At 74.8% G+C, this 15,144-nt stretch carries 16 protein-coding genes; 6 read left to right on the top strand and 10 right to left on the bottom strand.

Features of this window, described 5'->3' with window-relative positions:
* Positions 1-10: 10 nt before the first annotated feature.
* From ACF07V_RS29215 to ACF07V_RS29205, 3 genes are read right to left on the bottom strand one after another with little or no spacing between them, the layout of a single operon-like run.
* Positions 11-2,560 (bottom strand): ABC transporter permease, encoded by a 2,550-nt coding sequence (locus tag ACF07V_RS29215; protein WP_392158615.1) that lies wholly within the window; start codon positions 2,558-2,560, stop codon positions 11-13.
* Entirely contained in the window at positions 2,557-3,345 is a 789-nt protein-coding gene (locus tag ACF07V_RS29210) for an ABC transporter ATP-binding protein (RefSeq protein WP_392158613.1), read from the bottom strand. The genes ACF07V_RS29215 and ACF07V_RS29210 overlap by 4 nt, the downstream gene beginning before the upstream one ends.
* Positions 3,342-3,641, bottom strand: coding sequence for an SHOCT domain-containing protein (locus ACF07V_RS29205; protein WP_392158611.1), 300 nt, complete (start codon positions 3,639-3,641; stop codon positions 3,342-3,344). The genes ACF07V_RS29210 and ACF07V_RS29205 overlap by 4 nt, the downstream gene beginning before the upstream one ends.
* Before the next feature lie 147 nt (positions 3,642-3,788).
* On the opposite strand from ACF07V_RS29205, the gene ACF07V_RS29200 reads away from it, so the two are divergent.
* Positions 3,789-4,373, top strand: a complete 585-nt coding sequence (locus tag ACF07V_RS29200; protein WP_392158610.1) for a TetR/AcrR family transcriptional regulator — start codon at positions 3,789-3,791, stop codon at positions 4,371-4,373.
* A gap of 17 nt (positions 4,374-4,390) precedes the next feature.
* Complete coding sequence (locus ACF07V_RS29195) at positions 4,391-4,975, top strand: DUF4865 family protein (RefSeq protein ID WP_392158609.1); 585 nt, start codon at positions 4,391-4,393, stop codon at positions 4,973-4,975.
* A gap of 4 nt (positions 4,976-4,979) precedes the next feature.
* On the opposite strand, the gene ACF07V_RS29190 is transcribed toward ACF07V_RS29195, so the two are convergent.
* The gene (locus ACF07V_RS29190; RefSeq protein ID WP_392158607.1) at positions 4,980-5,756 is read right to left on the bottom strand and encodes an SAM-dependent methyltransferase; all 777 of its coding nucleotides are present in this window, start codon (positions 5,754-5,756) and stop codon (positions 4,980-4,982) included.
* An 85-nt stretch (positions 5,757-5,841) separates the two neighbouring features.
* On the opposite strand from ACF07V_RS29190, the gene ACF07V_RS29185 reads away from it, so the two are divergent.
* Positions 5,842-6,324: an SRPBCC family protein gene (locus tag ACF07V_RS29185; protein ID WP_392158605.1), complete on the top strand. Its 483-nt coding sequence runs from the start codon at positions 5,842-5,844 to the stop codon at positions 6,322-6,324.
* A 146-nt stretch (positions 6,325-6,470) separates the two neighbouring features.
* Here the strand turns inward: ACF07V_RS29185 and ACF07V_RS29180 are convergent, their stop codons facing one another.
* Positions 6,471-7,385, bottom strand: coding sequence for an LLM class flavin-dependent oxidoreductase (locus ACF07V_RS29180; protein WP_392158603.1), 915 nt, complete (start codon positions 7,383-7,385; stop codon positions 6,471-6,473).
* Between the two features lie 110 nt (positions 7,386-7,495).
* Positions 7,496-8,722: an ROK family protein gene (locus ACF07V_RS29175; protein ID WP_392158601.1), complete on the bottom strand. Its 1,227-nt coding sequence runs from the start codon at positions 8,720-8,722 to the stop codon at positions 7,496-7,498.
* A gap of 136 nt (positions 8,723-8,858) precedes the next feature.
* On the opposite strand from ACF07V_RS29175, the gene ACF07V_RS29170 reads away from it, so the two are divergent.
* Together ACF07V_RS29170 and ACF07V_RS29165 are read left to right on the top strand one after the other, a co-directional pair.
* Positions 8,859-10,076: an MFS transporter gene (locus tag ACF07V_RS29170; RefSeq protein WP_392158599.1), complete on the top strand. Its 1,218-nt coding sequence runs from the start codon at positions 8,859-8,861 to the stop codon at positions 10,074-10,076.
* A 34-nt stretch (positions 10,077-10,110) separates the two neighbouring features.
* On the top strand, positions 10,111-10,857 hold the full coding sequence (locus tag ACF07V_RS29165) for a maleylpyruvate isomerase family mycothiol-dependent enzyme (RefSeq protein ID WP_392158724.1): 747 nt from the start codon (positions 10,111-10,113) through the stop codon (positions 10,855-10,857).
* 47 nt (positions 10,858-10,904) lie between these two features.
* Here the strand turns inward: ACF07V_RS29165 and ACF07V_RS29160 are convergent, their stop codons facing one another.
* From ACF07V_RS29160 to ACF07V_RS29145, 4 genes are all read right to left on the bottom strand, one after another.
* On the bottom strand, positions 10,905-11,300 hold the full coding sequence (locus tag ACF07V_RS29160) for a DUF3224 domain-containing protein (RefSeq protein ID WP_392158598.1): 396 nt from the start codon (positions 11,298-11,300) through the stop codon (positions 10,905-10,907).
* Between the two features lie 191 nt (positions 11,301-11,491).
* Positions 11,492-12,157, bottom strand: coding sequence for a response regulator transcription factor (locus ACF07V_RS29155; RefSeq protein ID WP_369142795.1), 666 nt, complete (start codon positions 12,155-12,157; stop codon positions 11,492-11,494).
* Positions 12,154-13,455: a sensor histidine kinase gene (locus ACF07V_RS29150; RefSeq protein WP_392158596.1), complete on the bottom strand. Its 1,302-nt coding sequence runs from the start codon at positions 13,453-13,455 to the stop codon at positions 12,154-12,156. Before ACF07V_RS29150 ends, ACF07V_RS29155 begins: the two co-directional genes overlap by 4 nt.
* Before the next feature lie 340 nt (positions 13,456-13,795).
* Positions 13,796-14,506 (bottom strand): TetR/AcrR family transcriptional regulator, encoded by a 711-nt coding sequence (locus ACF07V_RS29145; RefSeq protein WP_392158594.1) that lies wholly within the window; start codon positions 14,504-14,506, stop codon positions 13,796-13,798.
* A 130-nt stretch (positions 14,507-14,636) separates the two neighbouring features.
* Here ACF07V_RS29145 and ACF07V_RS29140 point away from each other — a divergent pair, with 130 nt between their 5' ends.
* On the top strand, positions 14,637-15,140 hold the full coding sequence (locus tag ACF07V_RS29140; RefSeq protein ID WP_392158592.1) for a nitroreductase family deazaflavin-dependent oxidoreductase: 504 nt from the start codon (positions 14,637-14,639) through the stop codon (positions 15,138-15,140).
* The last annotated feature ends 4 nt before the right edge of the window (positions 15,141-15,144 follow it).

Raw genomic sequence — 15,144 nt, 5'->3', positions numbered from 1 at the left:
GGCGCGTCCGTCACTCCGTCGCGATCGCCCGGAGGATCTCCAGGCGGGCCGCCCGCCGGGCCGGCCTCCAGGCCGCCACGGCTCCCGCCACCAGGCCGACCAGGGCCACGACCGCGAGCCGCACGGTGGGTACGGCGAACGCGAAGGCGCTGTCGCCCGAGGCGCGGACCAGGACCCAGCCGAGGAAGCCTCCGAGTGCGAGTCCGCCGACCGTCCCGAAGGCGGCGACCAGGACGGACTCCCAGCGGACCATGGCCCGCAGCTGGGCGCGGGTCTGTCCGACGGCCCGCAACAGGCCCAGTTCCCGGGTCCGTTCGTGGACCGAGAGCGTCAGCGTGTTCGCGATGCCGAGCAGTGCGATCAGGACCGCGAGCGCGAGGAGCGCGTAGACGAGGGTGAGCATCATGTCGATGCCGCCCGCCGAGGCCTCCGCGTACTCGTCCCGGGTCTGCACCTCCGGATGGCCGTACCGGTCGGCGACCTTCGTGACGGCCGTCCTGCCCTCCTCGGGGGCGACACCGTCCTTGAAGGACACGGCGACCAGCCGGTCGGCGTCCTGGGTGCGGTGCGGGGCCCAGGCCTCCCGGGTGACGAGGTAGTCGCCCGCGAGGTCGGAACGTTCGTACACCGCGCGGACCGTGAAGGTGTGCCGGCTGCCGTCGGTGAACGTGAGGACGGCGGTCCGGCCGGGTGCCAGACCGGAGCCCGCGGCCTCGTCGGCGGCGACGGCGAGCCCGTCCGTACCGAGTCCGCTCAGGGAGCCCCGTACCCCGCCCAGGTCCAGCGTCCGGGCGAGCGCGGCCGGGTCGGTGACCGTCAGCGCGCGGCCCCGGCCGTCCACCTCCGCGACGCCGCGCCCCAGGCCCACGGCCGTGTCGACCTCGGGGAGCGCGGCGACCGCCGGGGCGAGGCGGGGGCTGAGCCCGCTGCCGCCCGCGCCGAACGAGGGCGCGCCGATGGCCACGTCCCCGGCGAAGGAGCGGTCGACGGTCCGGTCCATGGTCGCCTTCAGGGAGGCGCCGAAGACCGTGAAGAGGGTGACGACGGCGACGCCGATCATCAGGGCGGTGGCGGTCGCCGCCGTGCGGCCCGGGCTGCGCAGGGCGTTGCGGCGGGCGAGGCCCCGGTTGACGCCGCGCAGGGGACGGCCGAGCACCCGTACGGCGAGCGAGGCGGCGACGGGTCCGAGGACCACGAACGCGGCGACGGCCAGCGCCGCCCCGGTCGCGGCGAGCCACAGCGACGGCGTGCCGAGGACGCCGGCGAGGACCGTGCCGACGGCGGTGGCGAGCAGGGCGCCGCCGGTCAGGGCACGGCGGCGGGAGGTGCCCGAGGCGTCCACGTCCGTCTCGCGGAGCGCGGCGAGCGGGGCCGTGCGCCCGGCCCGTACGGCCGGGAGGAGCGCCGAACCGGCGCAGACGGCGAGCCCGACGCCGAGCGGCAGTGCGAGGGAGGTGCCGGAGACGACGAGGTCGCCCTCGGGGAAGGGGAAGCCGATCGCGGGGAACAACGCCTGGAGCCCGGCGGCCACGCCGATCCCGGCGAGGAGGCCGGCGAGGGAGGCGAGCAGTCCGACGGCGAGCGCCTCGGCGAGGGTGCCGGTGACGAGCTGTCGGCGGGCGGCTCCGATCGCGCGGAGCAGGGCGTTCTCGCGGGTCCGCTGGGCGACGAGGACCGCGAAGGTGTTGTGGATCGTGAAGACGGAGACGAGGACGGCGACCCCGCTGAACACGAGGAGGAAGGTGGTGAAGAGGTCGAGGAAGCGGCCGGAGATCATCTCGGTGTTCTCCTCGGCGGCCTGCTGACCGGTGATCGCCTCGACTCCGTCGGGGAGGGCCGGCGTCAGCGCCGCGACCAGCTCCTCCTGGGAGACGCCGGGCCCGGCGCGTACGGCGATGCTCGTGGCCTCCCCGGGGCGCGCCGTCAGGTACTTCTCGGCGTCGGCACGGGTGAGACCGGTCCAGGTGACCTGCCCCATGCCGTCCGCGCCGCCGAAGGTGGCCAGGCCGACGACGGTGATCTTCACCGGGTCGGGGGTGCGCAGGACGGTGGTGTCGCCGATCGCGAGACCGGCCGTCTTCGCCGCGCCCCGGTTGACGACGGCCTCGCCGGGGGCGCTCGGCTGGCGGCCCTCGGCGAGGCGGTACGGGTTGAGGGCGGGGTCCGCGATCCAGTTGCCCGCGAGGGTGGGCGGGCCCTTGCCGCCGACGGGGCTGCCGTCGGCGGAGAGGAGCTGGCCCGCGCCCTCGATGCGGGGCGCGGCGGCGGCGACCCCGGGGACCTGGGCGAGGCGCTCGGCGAGGGCGGCGGCGACGGGGCCGCGGGTGCCCTGGGCCTCGCCCGCGGCGGTCACGGTGACGGAGCTGCGGACGATGGCGTCCGTGCCCCGGGTGGCGCTCGTGAACATCGAGTCGAAGCTCGCGCGGAGGGTGTCGCCCATGACGAGGGTGCCGGTGAGGAAGGCGACGCCGAGGAGGACGGCGGCGAAGGTGCCGAGGAAGCGGCGCCGGTGCGCGCGGAGGGAGGAGCGGGCGAGGCGGAGGGTGGCGGGGGTGTTCATGGCGCGCCTCCGTGGGAGAGGGCGGGTTCCGTCGGGTGCCCGGCCTTGGTCTCGAAGGCCTTCATGCGGTCGAGGACGCGGTCCGCGGTGGGACCCGTCATGCGGTCGACGAGCCGGCCGTCCGCGAGGAAGATCACCTCGTCGGCGTGGGCGGCGGCGACCGGGTCGTGGGTGACCATGACGACGGTGCGACCCGTGTCGCGGACCGTACGGCCGAGCAGCCGGAGGACCTCCTCGCCGGAGCGGGAGTCGAGGTTGCCGGTGGGTTCGTCGGCGAAGACGACATCGGGGTCGCCGGCGAAGGCCCGGGCGACGGCGACGCGTTGCTGTTGTCCGCCGGAGAGTTCGCTCGGCCGGTGGTGGAGCCGGTCGCGCAGGCCGACGGTGTCGACGAGCCGGTCGAACCGCTCCCGGTCGACGGTGTGTCCCGCGAGGTCGAGCGGGAGGGTGATGTTCTCGGCGACGGTGAGGGTCGGCAGCAGGTTGAAGGCCTGGAACACGAAGCCGATCCGGTCGCGGCGCAGCAGGGTCAGGCGCCGGTCGTCGAGCGTGGACAGGTCGGTGTCGCCGACGAGGGCGGCGCCGGAGGTGAGGGTGTCGAGTCCGGCGGCGCAGTGCATGAGGGTGGACTTGCCGGAGCCCGACGGGCCCATGACGGCGGTGAAGCGGCCGGCGGGGAAGCCGACGCTCACCCCGTCCAGGGCCCTGACCTCGGTGTCGCCGCGGCCGTAGACCTTCACGGCGTCGACGACGCGGGCGGCGGGGAGCGGGGCGGGGGTGGTCATGTCCGGCGCCCCTTGGGGTTCGCGGCGCGGCCGAACTGCTCCTCCAGGACGCTCAGGCGCCGCCAGTACTCGTCCTCGTCGATCTCCCCGGCCGCGAAGCGGTGGCCGAGCAGGGCGATGGGCGAGTTCTCGTCCGGTCCGTTGTCGCGGCGGAAGTCCCCGCCGAAGCGGAAATCGCGTCCGCGGCGCCAGCCGGCCCGGCGTGCCACGGTGACGATCCCGATGACGACGGCGGCCCAGACGAGGGGGAAGAAGAGGACCCACGGGCCGGGGCCCGCGTAGGCGAGTGTGTTCATGAGGGTTCAGCTCCTCGGTGTGTTGTCCGTGGTTCGAGGCTCCCTCCGGAAGGGGGTCCGGGTCGTCGTACGGGCAGCGGCTCCTGACGTACGACAGCGGGAGTACGTCGCCCCGGTCGGTACCCCTTCCGCTCTGTACCTACTGGTATGTACAGTGCCGTCATGAGCATGAACACCTCGGAGCGGCTGATCGAGGCGACCCGCGAACTGCTGTGGGAGCGCGGCTACGTCGGCACGAGCCCCAAGGCCGTCCAGCAGGCGGCGGGCGCGGGCCAGGGCAGCATGTACCACCACTTCGCCGGCAAGCAGGACCTGGCGCTCGCCGCCATCCGGCGCTCGGCCGAGGAGCTGGGGGCGGCGGCCGAGGCGGTCCTCGGCGGCGGGGGTTCGGCGTACGCCCGCATCGAGGCGTACCTGCTGCGCGAGCGCGACGTCCTGCGCGGCTGCCCGGTGGGCCGGCTGACCATGGACCCGGAGGTCATCGCGGACCCGGAGCTGCGCGCACCGGTCGAGGAGGTGCTCGGCCGGGTGCGCGGCCGGCTCGCCGAGGTCGTCCGGGAGGGCCTGGACCGTGGCGAGCTGAGCGGCGGTCTCGACCCGGAGGCGATCGCGGCGACGGTCCTCGCGACCGTGCAGGGCGGCTACGTGCTGGCCCGCGCGACGGGTTCGCGCGCCCCCTTCGACACCGCCGTACGCGGACTGCTCGCCCTGCTCGCCCCCATGCCGCGCTGAAGAAACGGAGCCTTCCCGTGCACGCGATGCAGTACGAGATCACCCTGCCCGCCGACTACGACATGGAGATCATCCGCAAGCGGGTGGCGAGCAAGGGCCATCTCCTCGACGCGTTCCCCGGACTCGGCCTCAAGGCCTATCTGATCCGGGAGCGGGAGGCCGGTTCGCCCGTCAACCAGTACGCGCCGTTCTACCTCTGGGCCACCCCCGAGGGCATGAACTCCTTCCTCTGGGGCGCCGGTTTCCAGGGCATCGTGAACGACTTCGGCCGGCCGGTGGTGCAGCACTGGACGGGCCTGGCCTACGAGGAGGGGCCGGCGTCCGCCTCGGCGCCGGGCTCCGCGACGCGCCGGAGGATCCCGCTCGGGGAGGGCGTCCCGCCGGGCGAGGCCGTGGCGGAGGCCGTGGCCCGGCACGCGCGCGAGGCGCGGCGGGACGGGGTGGTGGCCTCCGCCCTCGCGGTGGACCCCCGGCACTGGGAGCTGCTGGGCTTCACCCTGTGGGCGGGCCCGGAAGCCCCCGCCGACGAGGGCGAGCGCTTCCGGGTGCTGCATCTGTCGGCGCCGGGCCGCTCGGCGCTCGGCGCCGGACGGCAGTGGTGAGACCTCAGGCCACGGCGACGAGGGTGAGGTAGGCGATGCCGAGGACCCGCCGGTAGCCGTTCAGCCAGGTCGAACGCTGCCGGTCGACGCGCTCGCGCGTCTCCTCGGCGAGCGGGTGAGCGGGGTTCGCGGCGAGCCAGACCTCGGTGTCGTACCGGTAGCCGGACTCGAACTCCTCCCACTCCTCCGCGCTCGCCGTCTCGATCCACGCGGGCCGGAACCCCGCCTCGATGGCGAGGTCGACGAGCGCGCCGAGGGAGAAGTGGTCGCCGGTGCTCGCACCGGGCCACATCCCGGCGAGCTCCGCCTCGGTGGGCGTGCGCTCCCAGAAGCCCTCGCCGAGCACGACCCGCCCACCGGGCCGGACGAGCCGGCGCAGCTCGCGCAGGACGGCGGCGGGGTCGTACGGCAGTTCGGGGTCACAGAGCGCCTGGCTCGACCCGAGGCAGAGGACCGCGTCGACGGGGCCCCGGTCGGTGCCGAGCGCCGACTCCTCCACGAAGGTCACCCGGTCGGCGAGCCCGCGCACCTCGGCGAGGTCGCGGCCGCGGGCCAGATCCTCGGCGTTGATGTCGATGCCGGTGCCCTTCGCGGCGGGGGCCGACTCCAGGACGCGCAGGAGCAACTCGCCCCAGCCGCAGCCGATGTCGAGCACGTCGGCGGGCGCGGTGGCCGCGAGCCGCTCGATCAGGCGGGTGGCGCGAGCCTCGGAGAGGGGGCCGTGGAAGGTGAGGCTGCCGAGGCGCGGGGGGAGTTCGGACGTGGAGTCGGAAGTGATCATGAAGCGAAACGTTACGCCGTGCCCCGTCCGCCGCGCACCCGTTTTCGGGCGGCGTCGTCACCGGTGCGGACCTAACCTGGGAGGCGTGTACACCACGCGCGTGTCCCACCACATCGACGCCCCCGCGTCGGTCGTCTACCGCTCGCTCCTCGATCCGGACGCCGTCGCCCGCTGGCGGGTTCCGTACGGCATGACCTGCGAGGTCCACGCCTTCGAGGCGCGCGAAGGGGGCGCCTTCCGGGTGTCGCTGCGGTACGAGTCGCCCGAGGGCGCCGGGAAGTCGGGGGCCCGCACCGACACCTACCACGGCACCTTCCTGGAGCTCGTGCCGTACGAACGGGTCGTCGAGAGCATCGAGTTCGAGACGCCCGACCCCCTGCTGCACGGCACCATGATCCTCACGACGACGCTGACCGAGATCGGCGGCGGGACCGAGGTGCGGGTCGTCCACGAGGGGGTCCCGGACGCCGTTCCGGCCGCCGACAACGAGACGGGCACGCGCATGGCCCTCGACCGGCTCGCCGCGCTGGCCGAGGGGCGCCCAGACCCCGGGGCCCTTCAGGGGTGACCTCTCCCCGGGGGGTGCGGCTCGTCGGCCGCGCTTTCCGGGGGGCAGCTCGCCGGCCGCGTTCTCCGGGGGGTGCAGCTCGCCGGCCGCGTTCTCCGGGGCGGGGCTGCGGCTCGTCAGCCGCGTTCTCCGGGGGGTGCGGCTCGTCAGCCGCGTTCCTTCGCCAGTGCCTCGCGCACGGCCGGGACGATCTCACCGCCCCAGCGGGCCAGTGCGTCGACGTCCTGCGCGCCGCCGCCCGGCGAGAACAGCACGAAGCCCGAGGCGTCGTGGTCCAGCACGGCTCCGGTCAGCTCCTCCACCCACTGCTCGGCCGAGCCTCCGATCCAGCGCCCCTCCGCGTCCCGGGTGGCCGGCAGGGGCCGCTCCGTGATGCGTCCCGGGAGGTTGTAGACCGTCCGGATCTCCCGCGGGTCGCGCCCCACCGACTCCGCCGCCTCGTCGATGACCGGCCGCGACGTCCGGTACCGCTCGCTCAGCCAGTCCGCCGCGTGGCCGGGGATCCAGCCGTCCGCCACCCTGCCCGTCGCGGCCAGGGACTTGCGGCCGTTCGACCCGGTCCAGACCGGCGGGGCCGCGACGGGCGTGGTCTCCAGCTCGCGCACGCGGTAGTGACGCCCCTCGAACGTGACCGGCGGGCCCCCGCCCGACAGCTTCTTGATCAGGAGAATGGCCTCCTCGAAGGCCTCGACGGCCTCGCCCGGCGAGAGCTTCGGCACGCCCATGTCGGCGATCCGGTCCCAGAGCCCGCCCGCGCCCATGCCCAGCACGACCCGGCCCTCGCTGAGCGCCGACAGCGTCGTGACCGTCCGCGCGAGCACCGGGGCGGGGCGGGTCGGCAGGTTGGTGACGTTGGCGAAGCCCGCGATCCGGCTCGTACGGCCCAGGAGGAAGCCAAGGGAGGCGTACGCGTCCAGACGTCCGCCGAGGTACGGATGGTCCGACAGCGAGAAGAGGTCGAGCCCGTCGTCGTCGGCCCGCCGCACGCGGCGCAGCAGCTCCGGGCCGTCCTCGAAGCCGCTGTGCGCGCCGAAGCCGAAGACCACCTGTCGTTCGGTCATTGTCTCGTCCTTCCCCCACGACTATTTAAGTTCGTAACACGAACCATATTAGTTCGTGTCACGAACCGCAACCGGTTGCCGGGGCGCGGAGCGAGTGGCGGGGTTCCCCGTCAGGCCGCCTCGCGGCCCAGGGCCGCCAGCGGGTCGTCCAGTACGGGCTGCCAGGCCAGTTCGGCCGCGCCCACCAGGCTGTTGTGGTCCAGGGTGCACGGAAGGATCGGCACCCCGCCGCTGCGTCCCCACAGACTGCGGTCCGCGACCACCGCACGGAGCCGCTCGGGGTCCGCGTCCAGGAGCTCGCGGTGGAGCCCGCCGAGGATGATGCGGTCCGGATTGAGGATGTTCACCAGGCCGGCCAGGCCCAGACCCAGGCGGTCGATCAACTCCCCCACCGCCACCCGGACACCCGGGTCGCCGGGGCTCGTGCGCAGCAGGTCGCGGGACTGCTGGAGCAGCGAGATCTCGGGGCCGGGGGTGCGGCCCGCCGCCGTGAGGAACGCGAGCGGGTCCGTCTCGACGTCCAGGCAGCCACGGCTGCCGCAGTGACAGGGGCGGCCCTCGGGGTTCACCGTGAGGTGGCCGACCTCCAGGGCCAGGCCCGAACTGCCGGTGTGGAGACGGCCGTCGAGGACCAGCGCCCCGCCGACGCCGCGGTGGCCCGTCGCCACGCAGAGCAGGTCCCTCGCGCCGCGCCCCGCGCCGTGGCGGTGCTCGGCGAGCGCGGCGAGGTTCACGTCGTTGCCGGTGAACGCGGGGCCTTCGATGCCGGCGGCCCGTACGCGCTCGGCGAAGATCTCCCGGACCGGCGCTCCGGCCGGCCAGGCGAGGTGGAGTGGGTTGAGGGCCGTGCCTTCGGGTTCGGCGACGGCGGAGGGCGCGGCGAGGCCCGCGCCCACGCAGCGGCGGCCGCTCTCCGCGAGGAGCGCGGCGCCCGCGTCGACCACCGCGCCCAGGACCTGGGCGGGGTCCGCGGAGACGGTGACACAGCCGGGGGCCGTGGCCACGATGGTGCCGCCGAGTCCGACGAGGGCGGCACGGAAGCCGTCCGCGTGGACCTGGGCGGCGAGGGCGACGGGGCCCTTCTCGTCGACGGCCAGGCGGTGCGAGGGCCGCCCCTGGGAGCCGGCGGCGGCACCGGGGTTGGAGTCGACGCGGATCAGGCCGAGGGCCTCCAGCTCGGCCGCGACGGCGCCGGCCGTGGCCCGGGTGACGCCGAGTTCGGCGGTGAGGACGGCCCGGGTCGGGGCCCTGCCGGTGTGCACCAGTTCCAGCGCGGGGCCGAGCGCGTTACGCCCCCTGTCCAGCCGTGTCCGGGTCGTCGTCGCCTTGCCGTTCATGGGGGTGAGTCTCCCATGATCGGGCGGGCGGGGCGGCCCCCGGGCGGAGGCAGGTCGCGGGGGCGGGGGCAGAGCCTCGGGGCTCGCGGTGTCGCCCCGCTTGATTGCCGCCGCCGTCGGACCCTATCCTGAGTTTGTGCCGCTACTAAACAAAGTACGGACGGCCGTATCGGGGGGCCCCGGCGGAGACACCGCCGCCCACTCCCTGTCCCGCCTCCGCTCCGCCCTGACCCTCTTCTTCGCCCTCGACGGCTTCCTGTTCGCCGGCTGGGTCGTCCGGATCCCCGCCGTCAAGCAGCAGACCGGCGCCTCGGCCGGCGACCTCGGCCTCGCCCTCCTCGGAGTGTCCGCCGGCGCCGTGATCACCATGACGCTGACCGGGCGGCTCTGCCGCCGGTACGGCTCCCACGCCGTCACGGTCGCCACCGGTGTCCTCCTCTCCCTGTCGGTCGCCCTCCCCGCGCTCACCCGGTCCCCGCTCGCGCTCGGTCTCGTGCTCCTCGTCTTCGGCGCCGCGTACGGTGGGATCAACGTCGCCATGAACAGTGCCGCCGTGGATCTCGTGGCCGCGTTGCGGCGGCCGGTGATGCCGAGCTTCCACGCCGCGTTCAGCCTGGGAGGCATGCTCGGCGCGGGCCTGGGCGGACTGCTCGCCGGGAGCCTCTCCCCCACCAGCCATCTCCTCGGCCTCACCGTGGTCGGTCTCGCCCTGACCGCCGCCGCCGGTCCCGCACTCCTGCGTCACCCCTCCCCCGTGGTTCCCGAGACCCTTCCGGCACCGTCCGGCTCCGGGCCCTCCGGCGGGCGCCGCACGGTCCTCGTCTTCGGTGTCATCGCACTCTGCACGGCGTACGGAGAAGGCGCCCTGGCCGACTGGGGCGCCCTCCACCTCACGCAGGACCTGCACGCGCATCCGGGCGTGGCCGCGGCGGGGTACTCCGTCTTCGCGCTGACCATGACCGCCGGGCGCCTCTCCGGCACCGCACTGCTCGAACGCCTCGGCCAGACCCGCACCCTGGTCACGGGCGGTACCGTCGCCGCCCTGGGGATGCTGCTCGGCTCGCTCGCGCCGAGCGTCTGGGCCACGCTCCTCGGCTTCGCCGTCACCGGACTCGGCCTCGCGAACATCTTCCCCGTCGCCGTGGCCCGCGCCGGCGCGATCGCCGGCCCCGGCGGCGTGGCGACGGCCTCCACCCTCGGTTACGGGGGCATGCTCCTCGGCCCGCCCTCGATCGGCTTCCTCGCCGACTGGTTCTCCCTGCCGGTGGCCCTCACGACCGTCGCCGTGCTCGCGGGCGGCGCGGCGGCCATGGGTTACGGGGCGCGCAACGCGGGCGCGGGCCGGGAGAGTTGACCCCCGGGGTGCCAGAATGCGCCCCATGGACACCCTGAAGATCACGGAGTACATCGAGGCGCTGGAATCGGCCGGACGCGGCCTCGCGGACGCGGCCGCCGAGGCCGGGCTCGACGCCGAGGTGCCGACCTGCCCGGGGTGGCGGGTCCGGGACCTCGTACGGCACACGGCCATGGTGCACCGCTGGGCCACGACCTTGGTGGCCGAGGCGCGCACCGCGTACCACCCGGGCGACGGCGAGACGCCCCTCGACGGCGAGGAGTTGCTGACCCACTTCCGCGAGGGGCACGCGCTTCTCGTCGCCGCCTTGCGCGCGGCGCCCGAGACACTGGAGTGCTGGACCTTCCTCCCGGCACCCTCCCCCCTGGCCTTCTGGGCGCGGCGACAGGCCCACGAGACGACCGTCCACCGCTCCGACGCCGAGTCCGCGCTCCCGAGCGGGCCGGGGGCGGTGGATCCGGCGATCGCCGCCGACGGCATCGACGAACTGTTCGGCGCCTTCCACTCCCGCGACCGCAGCCGGGTGCGCACCGAAGAGCCTCGCACCCTGCGGGTGCGTGCCACGGACACCGGGGACGTCTGGACCGTGCACCTGTCCGCGACGGAGCCGCCCCGGACGGAGCGGGGCGCGGGCTCCGCGGCGGACACGGAGCTGAGCGGGCCCGTCGACCGCCTGTACCTGGCGCTGTGGAACCGAGTGCCCCTCGCGTCCGTGACCCTGACCGGCGACCAGGGGCTCGCCCGGTTGTGGCGGGAGACCTCGGCGATCACCTGGAGCTGATCCCCCGCCTCCGGGGCCTGTCCGATCCGCGGGGGGGCGAGGCCGGTTCAGCCCAGCGTGTACTCCAGTACGTAGGAGTGGCCGCCGTCCTCGGACCGGATGATCGCGAGGTCACCCGTGATCCCCGCGAGGTCGCCGGAGCCCGTTCCCTGGACGACCCTGATCGCGAGCTTCTCGCCCTGGCTGCCGGGCGCGCTGTGCTGGAGGACGAAGGAGCCCTTGCGGCCGTCGAGTTCGCCCGTGAACCGCTCCACGGCGACATAGGCGACGGGGCTGCCCTCGACGTCGGCCACCGACAGCATGTGCACGGTGCTGGTGCCGACGAGGCCGCCCTGGAAGGCCTTGGTGATCCGGACGCGGCCGAGCGCGGCGCCCGGGCCCTCGTCGAGCACCTCCGGCTCGAAGGACGTCAGGTCGAACGTTCCGTCGGTCTTCGTGCTCATTGCGCACCCCTCGCCTCTCGATCGTCCGTATCGCGCAGCAGCCTTCCACACGGCACTGACAATCCCCTGGATCTCACGGCAGCCTTCCACAGGGCACCGGCAGTCCCCGGACCGCGAGGGGTCTTCCACACGGCACCGACAGCCCCCGGACCGCGAGGGCCGTCCGGCGGCGCGGCCCGCGACCGGAACCCTCAGCCCAGCCAGCCGGGGCGAACCAGGCCCGACTCGTAGGCCAGGACGACGAGTTGGGCGCGGTCCCTGGCACCCAGCTTCACCATCGCGCGGCTCACATGGGTCTTGGCGGTGAGCGGGCTCACGACGAGGCGGCGGGCGATCTCCTCGTTCGACAGGCCGATCCCCACCAGGGCCATCACCTCGCGCTCCCGCTCCGTCAGCGCGCCGAGCGCGGCCGTCGCCGCCGGGGCCTTGGAGCGGGCCGCGAACTCCTCGATGAGCCGCCGCGTGACACCCGGGGAGAGCAGCGCGTCCCCGTGGACGACGGCCCGCACGGCCCGGAGCAGCTCCTCCGGCTCCGTGTCCTTGACCAGGAAGCCGGAGGCGCCGGCGCGGATCGCCTCGAAGACGTACTCGTCGAGTTCGAAGGTGGTCAGCATGACGACCCGGACCTCGCCGAGGTCCGGGTCGTCGGTGATGCGCCGGGTCGCCTCCAGGCCGTCGAGCCGGGGCATCCGGATGTCCATCAGGACGACGTCGGGGCGCAGGGCGCGGACGCGGTCCACCGCCTCGTCGCCGTCGGCGGCCTCGCCGGCCACCTCGATGTCGGGCTGGGCGTCGAGCAGCGCGCGGAACCCCGCCCGTACCAGCGACTGGTCGTCGGCGAGCAGGACACGGATCACGGGGTGCTTCCCTCCGGGCGGAGCGGGAGTACGGCGTGGACGCGGAAGCCGCCGTCCGGGCGGGCGCCCGCCTCGATGGTGCCACCGAGGGCGGCGGCCCGCTCCCGCATTCCGGCGAGTCCGTTGCCGCTGCCGCCGGCTTCCGTGCCGGTGGCGGGGCCGTTGTCGTCGACGGTGAGCTCCAGGCGTCCGGGGCCGTTGTCGATCCGTACGCGGGCGGTACGCGAACCGGAGTGGCGCACCACGTTGGTGAGCGCCTCCTGCACGATCCGGAAGGCGGCGAGGTCGGCGCCGGGCGGCAGGGCGGCCGGGGCGCCGCTGGTCGAGACGGTGACGGTGAGGCCCGCGGAGGCGGCCTGCTCGACGAGTTCGGGGAGGCGGTCGAGGCCGGGGGCCGGGGCGCGGGGGGCCTCGCCCGGGGTACGGAGGGTGTCGAGGACCTGCCTCACCTCGCCGAGCGCCTCCTTGCTGGCCGCCTTGATGGTGGTCAGCGCGGTACGGGCCTGTTCCGGGTCGGAGTCCAGGAGGGCGAGGCCGACGCCCGCCTGCACGTTGATCACGGAGATCGAGTGGGCGAGCACGTCGTGGAGTTCACGGGCGATGCGGAGCCGTTCCTCGTCGGCGCGGCGCCGCTCGGCAGCGGCCCGTTCGACCCGCTGCTGCGCCCACTGCTCGCGCCGGACCCGGACGACCTCGGAGGCGGCGAGCACGGCCACGGCGAACGCCGCGGCCGGCAGCTCCTGGCCCCAGGGCGCGGACCCGTCGCCGGCCGGGGGCAGCCAGCGGTAGAGCCAGTGCGAGAGCAGCAGGTGGCCCGCCCAGAGCAGGCCGATGGCCCACCAGGCGGCGGTCCGGTGACCGTGGACGACGGCGGCGAAGCAGGCGACGGCAATCATGACGAAGACCGGGCCGTACGGGTAGCCCGCCGCCAGGTAGGCCAGGGTCACGGCCGCGACGGCGAACACCACCGGTACGGGCCTGCGGTGACGAAACAGCAGCGGGACCGCCCCGAGCAGCAGCAGGATCCTGCCGAGGGCGTCGAGCGCCTCCCGGTCGGGCTGGTTCCGTGCGGAGAACCCGGTTCCCACCATGACGAGGACGGCGATCAGCACCGTCGACCGCCAGGGCAGGCCTCCGCCGCCACCCCGTTGCCCCCACTCCCCGAACCCACGGCCGGACCCGGGCCACGGCTCGGGGCCGTGCCCGGACCAGGGCTCGTGGCGCCACCTTCGCCGGAGCTCGCGGCGCCGCTCGCGCCGGCGCCCGCCCGGCCGCTCCTCGTCCCTACCGGCTTCCATACCGGTCACGCTAACCGCGACCGCCCCGCGCGCACGTCAGCCCGGCGGGGTGGTCGCGCGTACTCCCGCGGGAGTAGCGGCCGGCCTGGAGGCGCTCGACCCTGGGCGGTCTGGCGGCCACGGGCGGGCGGCCACGGGCGGGCGGCCGCAGGCGGTCGGGCCTCGGGGTTCTGGCGGCCTCGGGCGGTCGGCTTCGGGCGGTCTGGCGGCCTCGGGCGGGGTCGGGCCTCGGGGGGTCTGGCGGCCTCGGGCGGGGTCGGGCCTCGGGGGGTCTGGCGGCCTCGGGCGGTCGGCTTCGGGCGGTCTGGTGGCCTCGGCCTGTCGGCCTCGGGCGTGCGGGTCAGCCGCGCGGGAGCAGGCCGACGTCCTGGCCCAGGCGGCGGGCCGCCGTCGCGAAGAAGGTGTCGCGGTCCTCGACGACGCGGTTGAACTGGCCGAAGACCTCGAAGGAGACGAGGCCGAAGAGCTGCGCCCAGGCGGCGACGAGCGCGACGGCGAGGGCCGGCGGGAGGTCCGGGGCGATGTCGGCGCTGATGCGGACGGCCTCGGGGCGCAGGGCGTCGGCGAGCGGCGGAAGGGCGACGCCCTCGCCCGTGTGGGCCTGGCGGGCGATCTCGATGAGGACGAGGCCGACGCGGGAGGCGGGGACGATCGTGTCCTGGGGGGCGCTGTAGCCGGGGACCGGGGAGCCGTAGATCAGGGCGTACTCGTGGGGGTGGGCGACGGCCCAGGCGCGCACGGCCCGGCAGACGGCGGTCCAGCGGTCGAGGGGGCGCCGCGTCCCGGTCTCGGCGGCGGCCTGTTCGGCGGCGGCCTGTTCGGCGGCGGCGCCGACGGCGTCGTACGCGTCGACGATGAGGGCGGTTAGCAGGTCGTCGCGGCTGGGGAAGTAGCGGTAGAGCGCGGAGGACACCATGCCCAGTTCGCGGGCGACGGCCCGCAGGGACAGCTTGGCGGCGCCTTCGGCGGCGAGCTGGGTGCGGGCCTCGTCCTTGATGGCGGCGGTGATCTCGATACGGGCGCGGGCGCGGGCTCCTCGAACGGTCGTCATGGAGAGCAGTGTGCCACTTTCAGAGCACTGGAACGAAACAAGAGCACTGCTCTTGCTTACGGGCGCCGAACCGTGCACACTGATCTCAAGCGAGAGCAGTGCTCACACTTTGAAGCCGCAGGAGGCCCTCATGTCCGCTCAGCCCGCTCAGCCCGCCGGCTCCTCCCCCGCCACCCACGTCATGAAGCCCGGCTGGTTCACTGTGAACGTCTTCAACCGCGCCGTCGCCTGGATGACCCGCCGGGGCATCAGCGTCTGGGGCTCACGCGTCCTCGCCGTCCGGGGCCGCAAGAGCGGCGAATGGCGCCGCACCCCCGTCAACCTCCTGACGGTGGACGGCGCCCAGTACCTCGTCGCCCCCCGCGGCCACGTCCAGTGGACCCACAACATGCGGGCCGCCGGCGGCGGGCAGCTGCACCTCGGCAAGCACGTGCAGGAGTTCACCGCCGTCGAGGTCGGCGACGACGACAAGCCCGCGCTGCTCCGCGCCTACCTCAAGCGCTGGAAGGCCGAGGTCGGCGTCTTCTTCGGCGGCGTCGGCCCCGACTCCTCCGAGCAGGAACTGCGGGCGATCGCGCCGAAGCACCCGGTCTTCCGCATCACGACGACGGGCCCCGCCACCCGGGCGGCGTAATGCG

The sequence above is a fragment of the Streptomyces sp. NPDC015661 genome (genome assembly GCF_043077765.1).
Classification (GTDB): domain Bacteria; phylum Actinomycetota; class Actinomycetes; order Streptomycetales; family Streptomycetaceae; genus Streptomyces.
This window is presented reverse-complemented; position numbering and strand designations above follow the sequence as displayed.

Excerpts from the sequence above, each read along its gene's own strand:
- ACF07V_RS29160 (WP_392158598.1), bottom strand. The coding sequence starts at position 11,300 with ATGAGCACGAAGACCGACGGAACGTTCGACCTGACGTCCTTCGAGCCG.
- ACF07V_RS29205 (WP_392158611.1), bottom strand. The coding sequence starts at position 3,641 with ATGAACACACTCGCCTACGCGGGCCCCGGCCCGTGGGTCCTCTTCTTC.
- ACF07V_RS29140 (WP_392158592.1), top strand. The coding sequence starts at position 14,637 with ATGTCCGCTCAGCCCGCTCAGCCCGCCGGCTCCTCCCCCGCCACCCAC.
- ACF07V_RS29215 (WP_392158615.1), bottom strand. The coding sequence starts at position 2,560 with ATGAACACCCCCGCCACCCTCCGCCTCGCCCGCTCCTCCCTCCGCGCG.
- ACF07V_RS29190 (WP_392158607.1), bottom strand. The coding sequence starts at position 5,756 with ATGATCACTTCCGACTCCACGTCCGAACTCCCCCCGCGCCTCGGCAGC.
- ACF07V_RS29210 (WP_392158613.1), bottom strand. The coding sequence starts at position 3,345 with ATGACCACCCCCGCCCCGCTCCCCGCCGCCCGCGTCGTCGACGCCGTG.
- ACF07V_RS29150 (WP_392158596.1), bottom strand. The coding sequence starts at position 13,455 with ATGGAAGCCGGTAGGGACGAGGAGCGGCCGGGCGGGCGCCGGCGCGAG.
- ACF07V_RS29145 (WP_392158594.1), bottom strand. The coding sequence starts at position 14,506 with ATGACGACCGTTCGAGGAGCCCGCGCCCGCGCCCGTATCGAGATCACC.
- ACF07V_RS29200 (WP_392158610.1), top strand. The coding sequence starts at position 3,789 with ATGTACAGTGCCGTCATGAGCATGAACACCTCGGAGCGGCTGATCGAG.
- ACF07V_RS29180 (WP_392158603.1), bottom strand. The coding sequence starts at position 7,385 with ATGACCGAACGACAGGTGGTCTTCGGCTTCGGCGCGCACAGCGGCTTC.
- ACF07V_RS29175 (WP_392158601.1), bottom strand. The coding sequence starts at position 8,722 with ATGAACGGCAAGGCGACGACGACCCGGACACGGCTGGACAGGGGGCGT.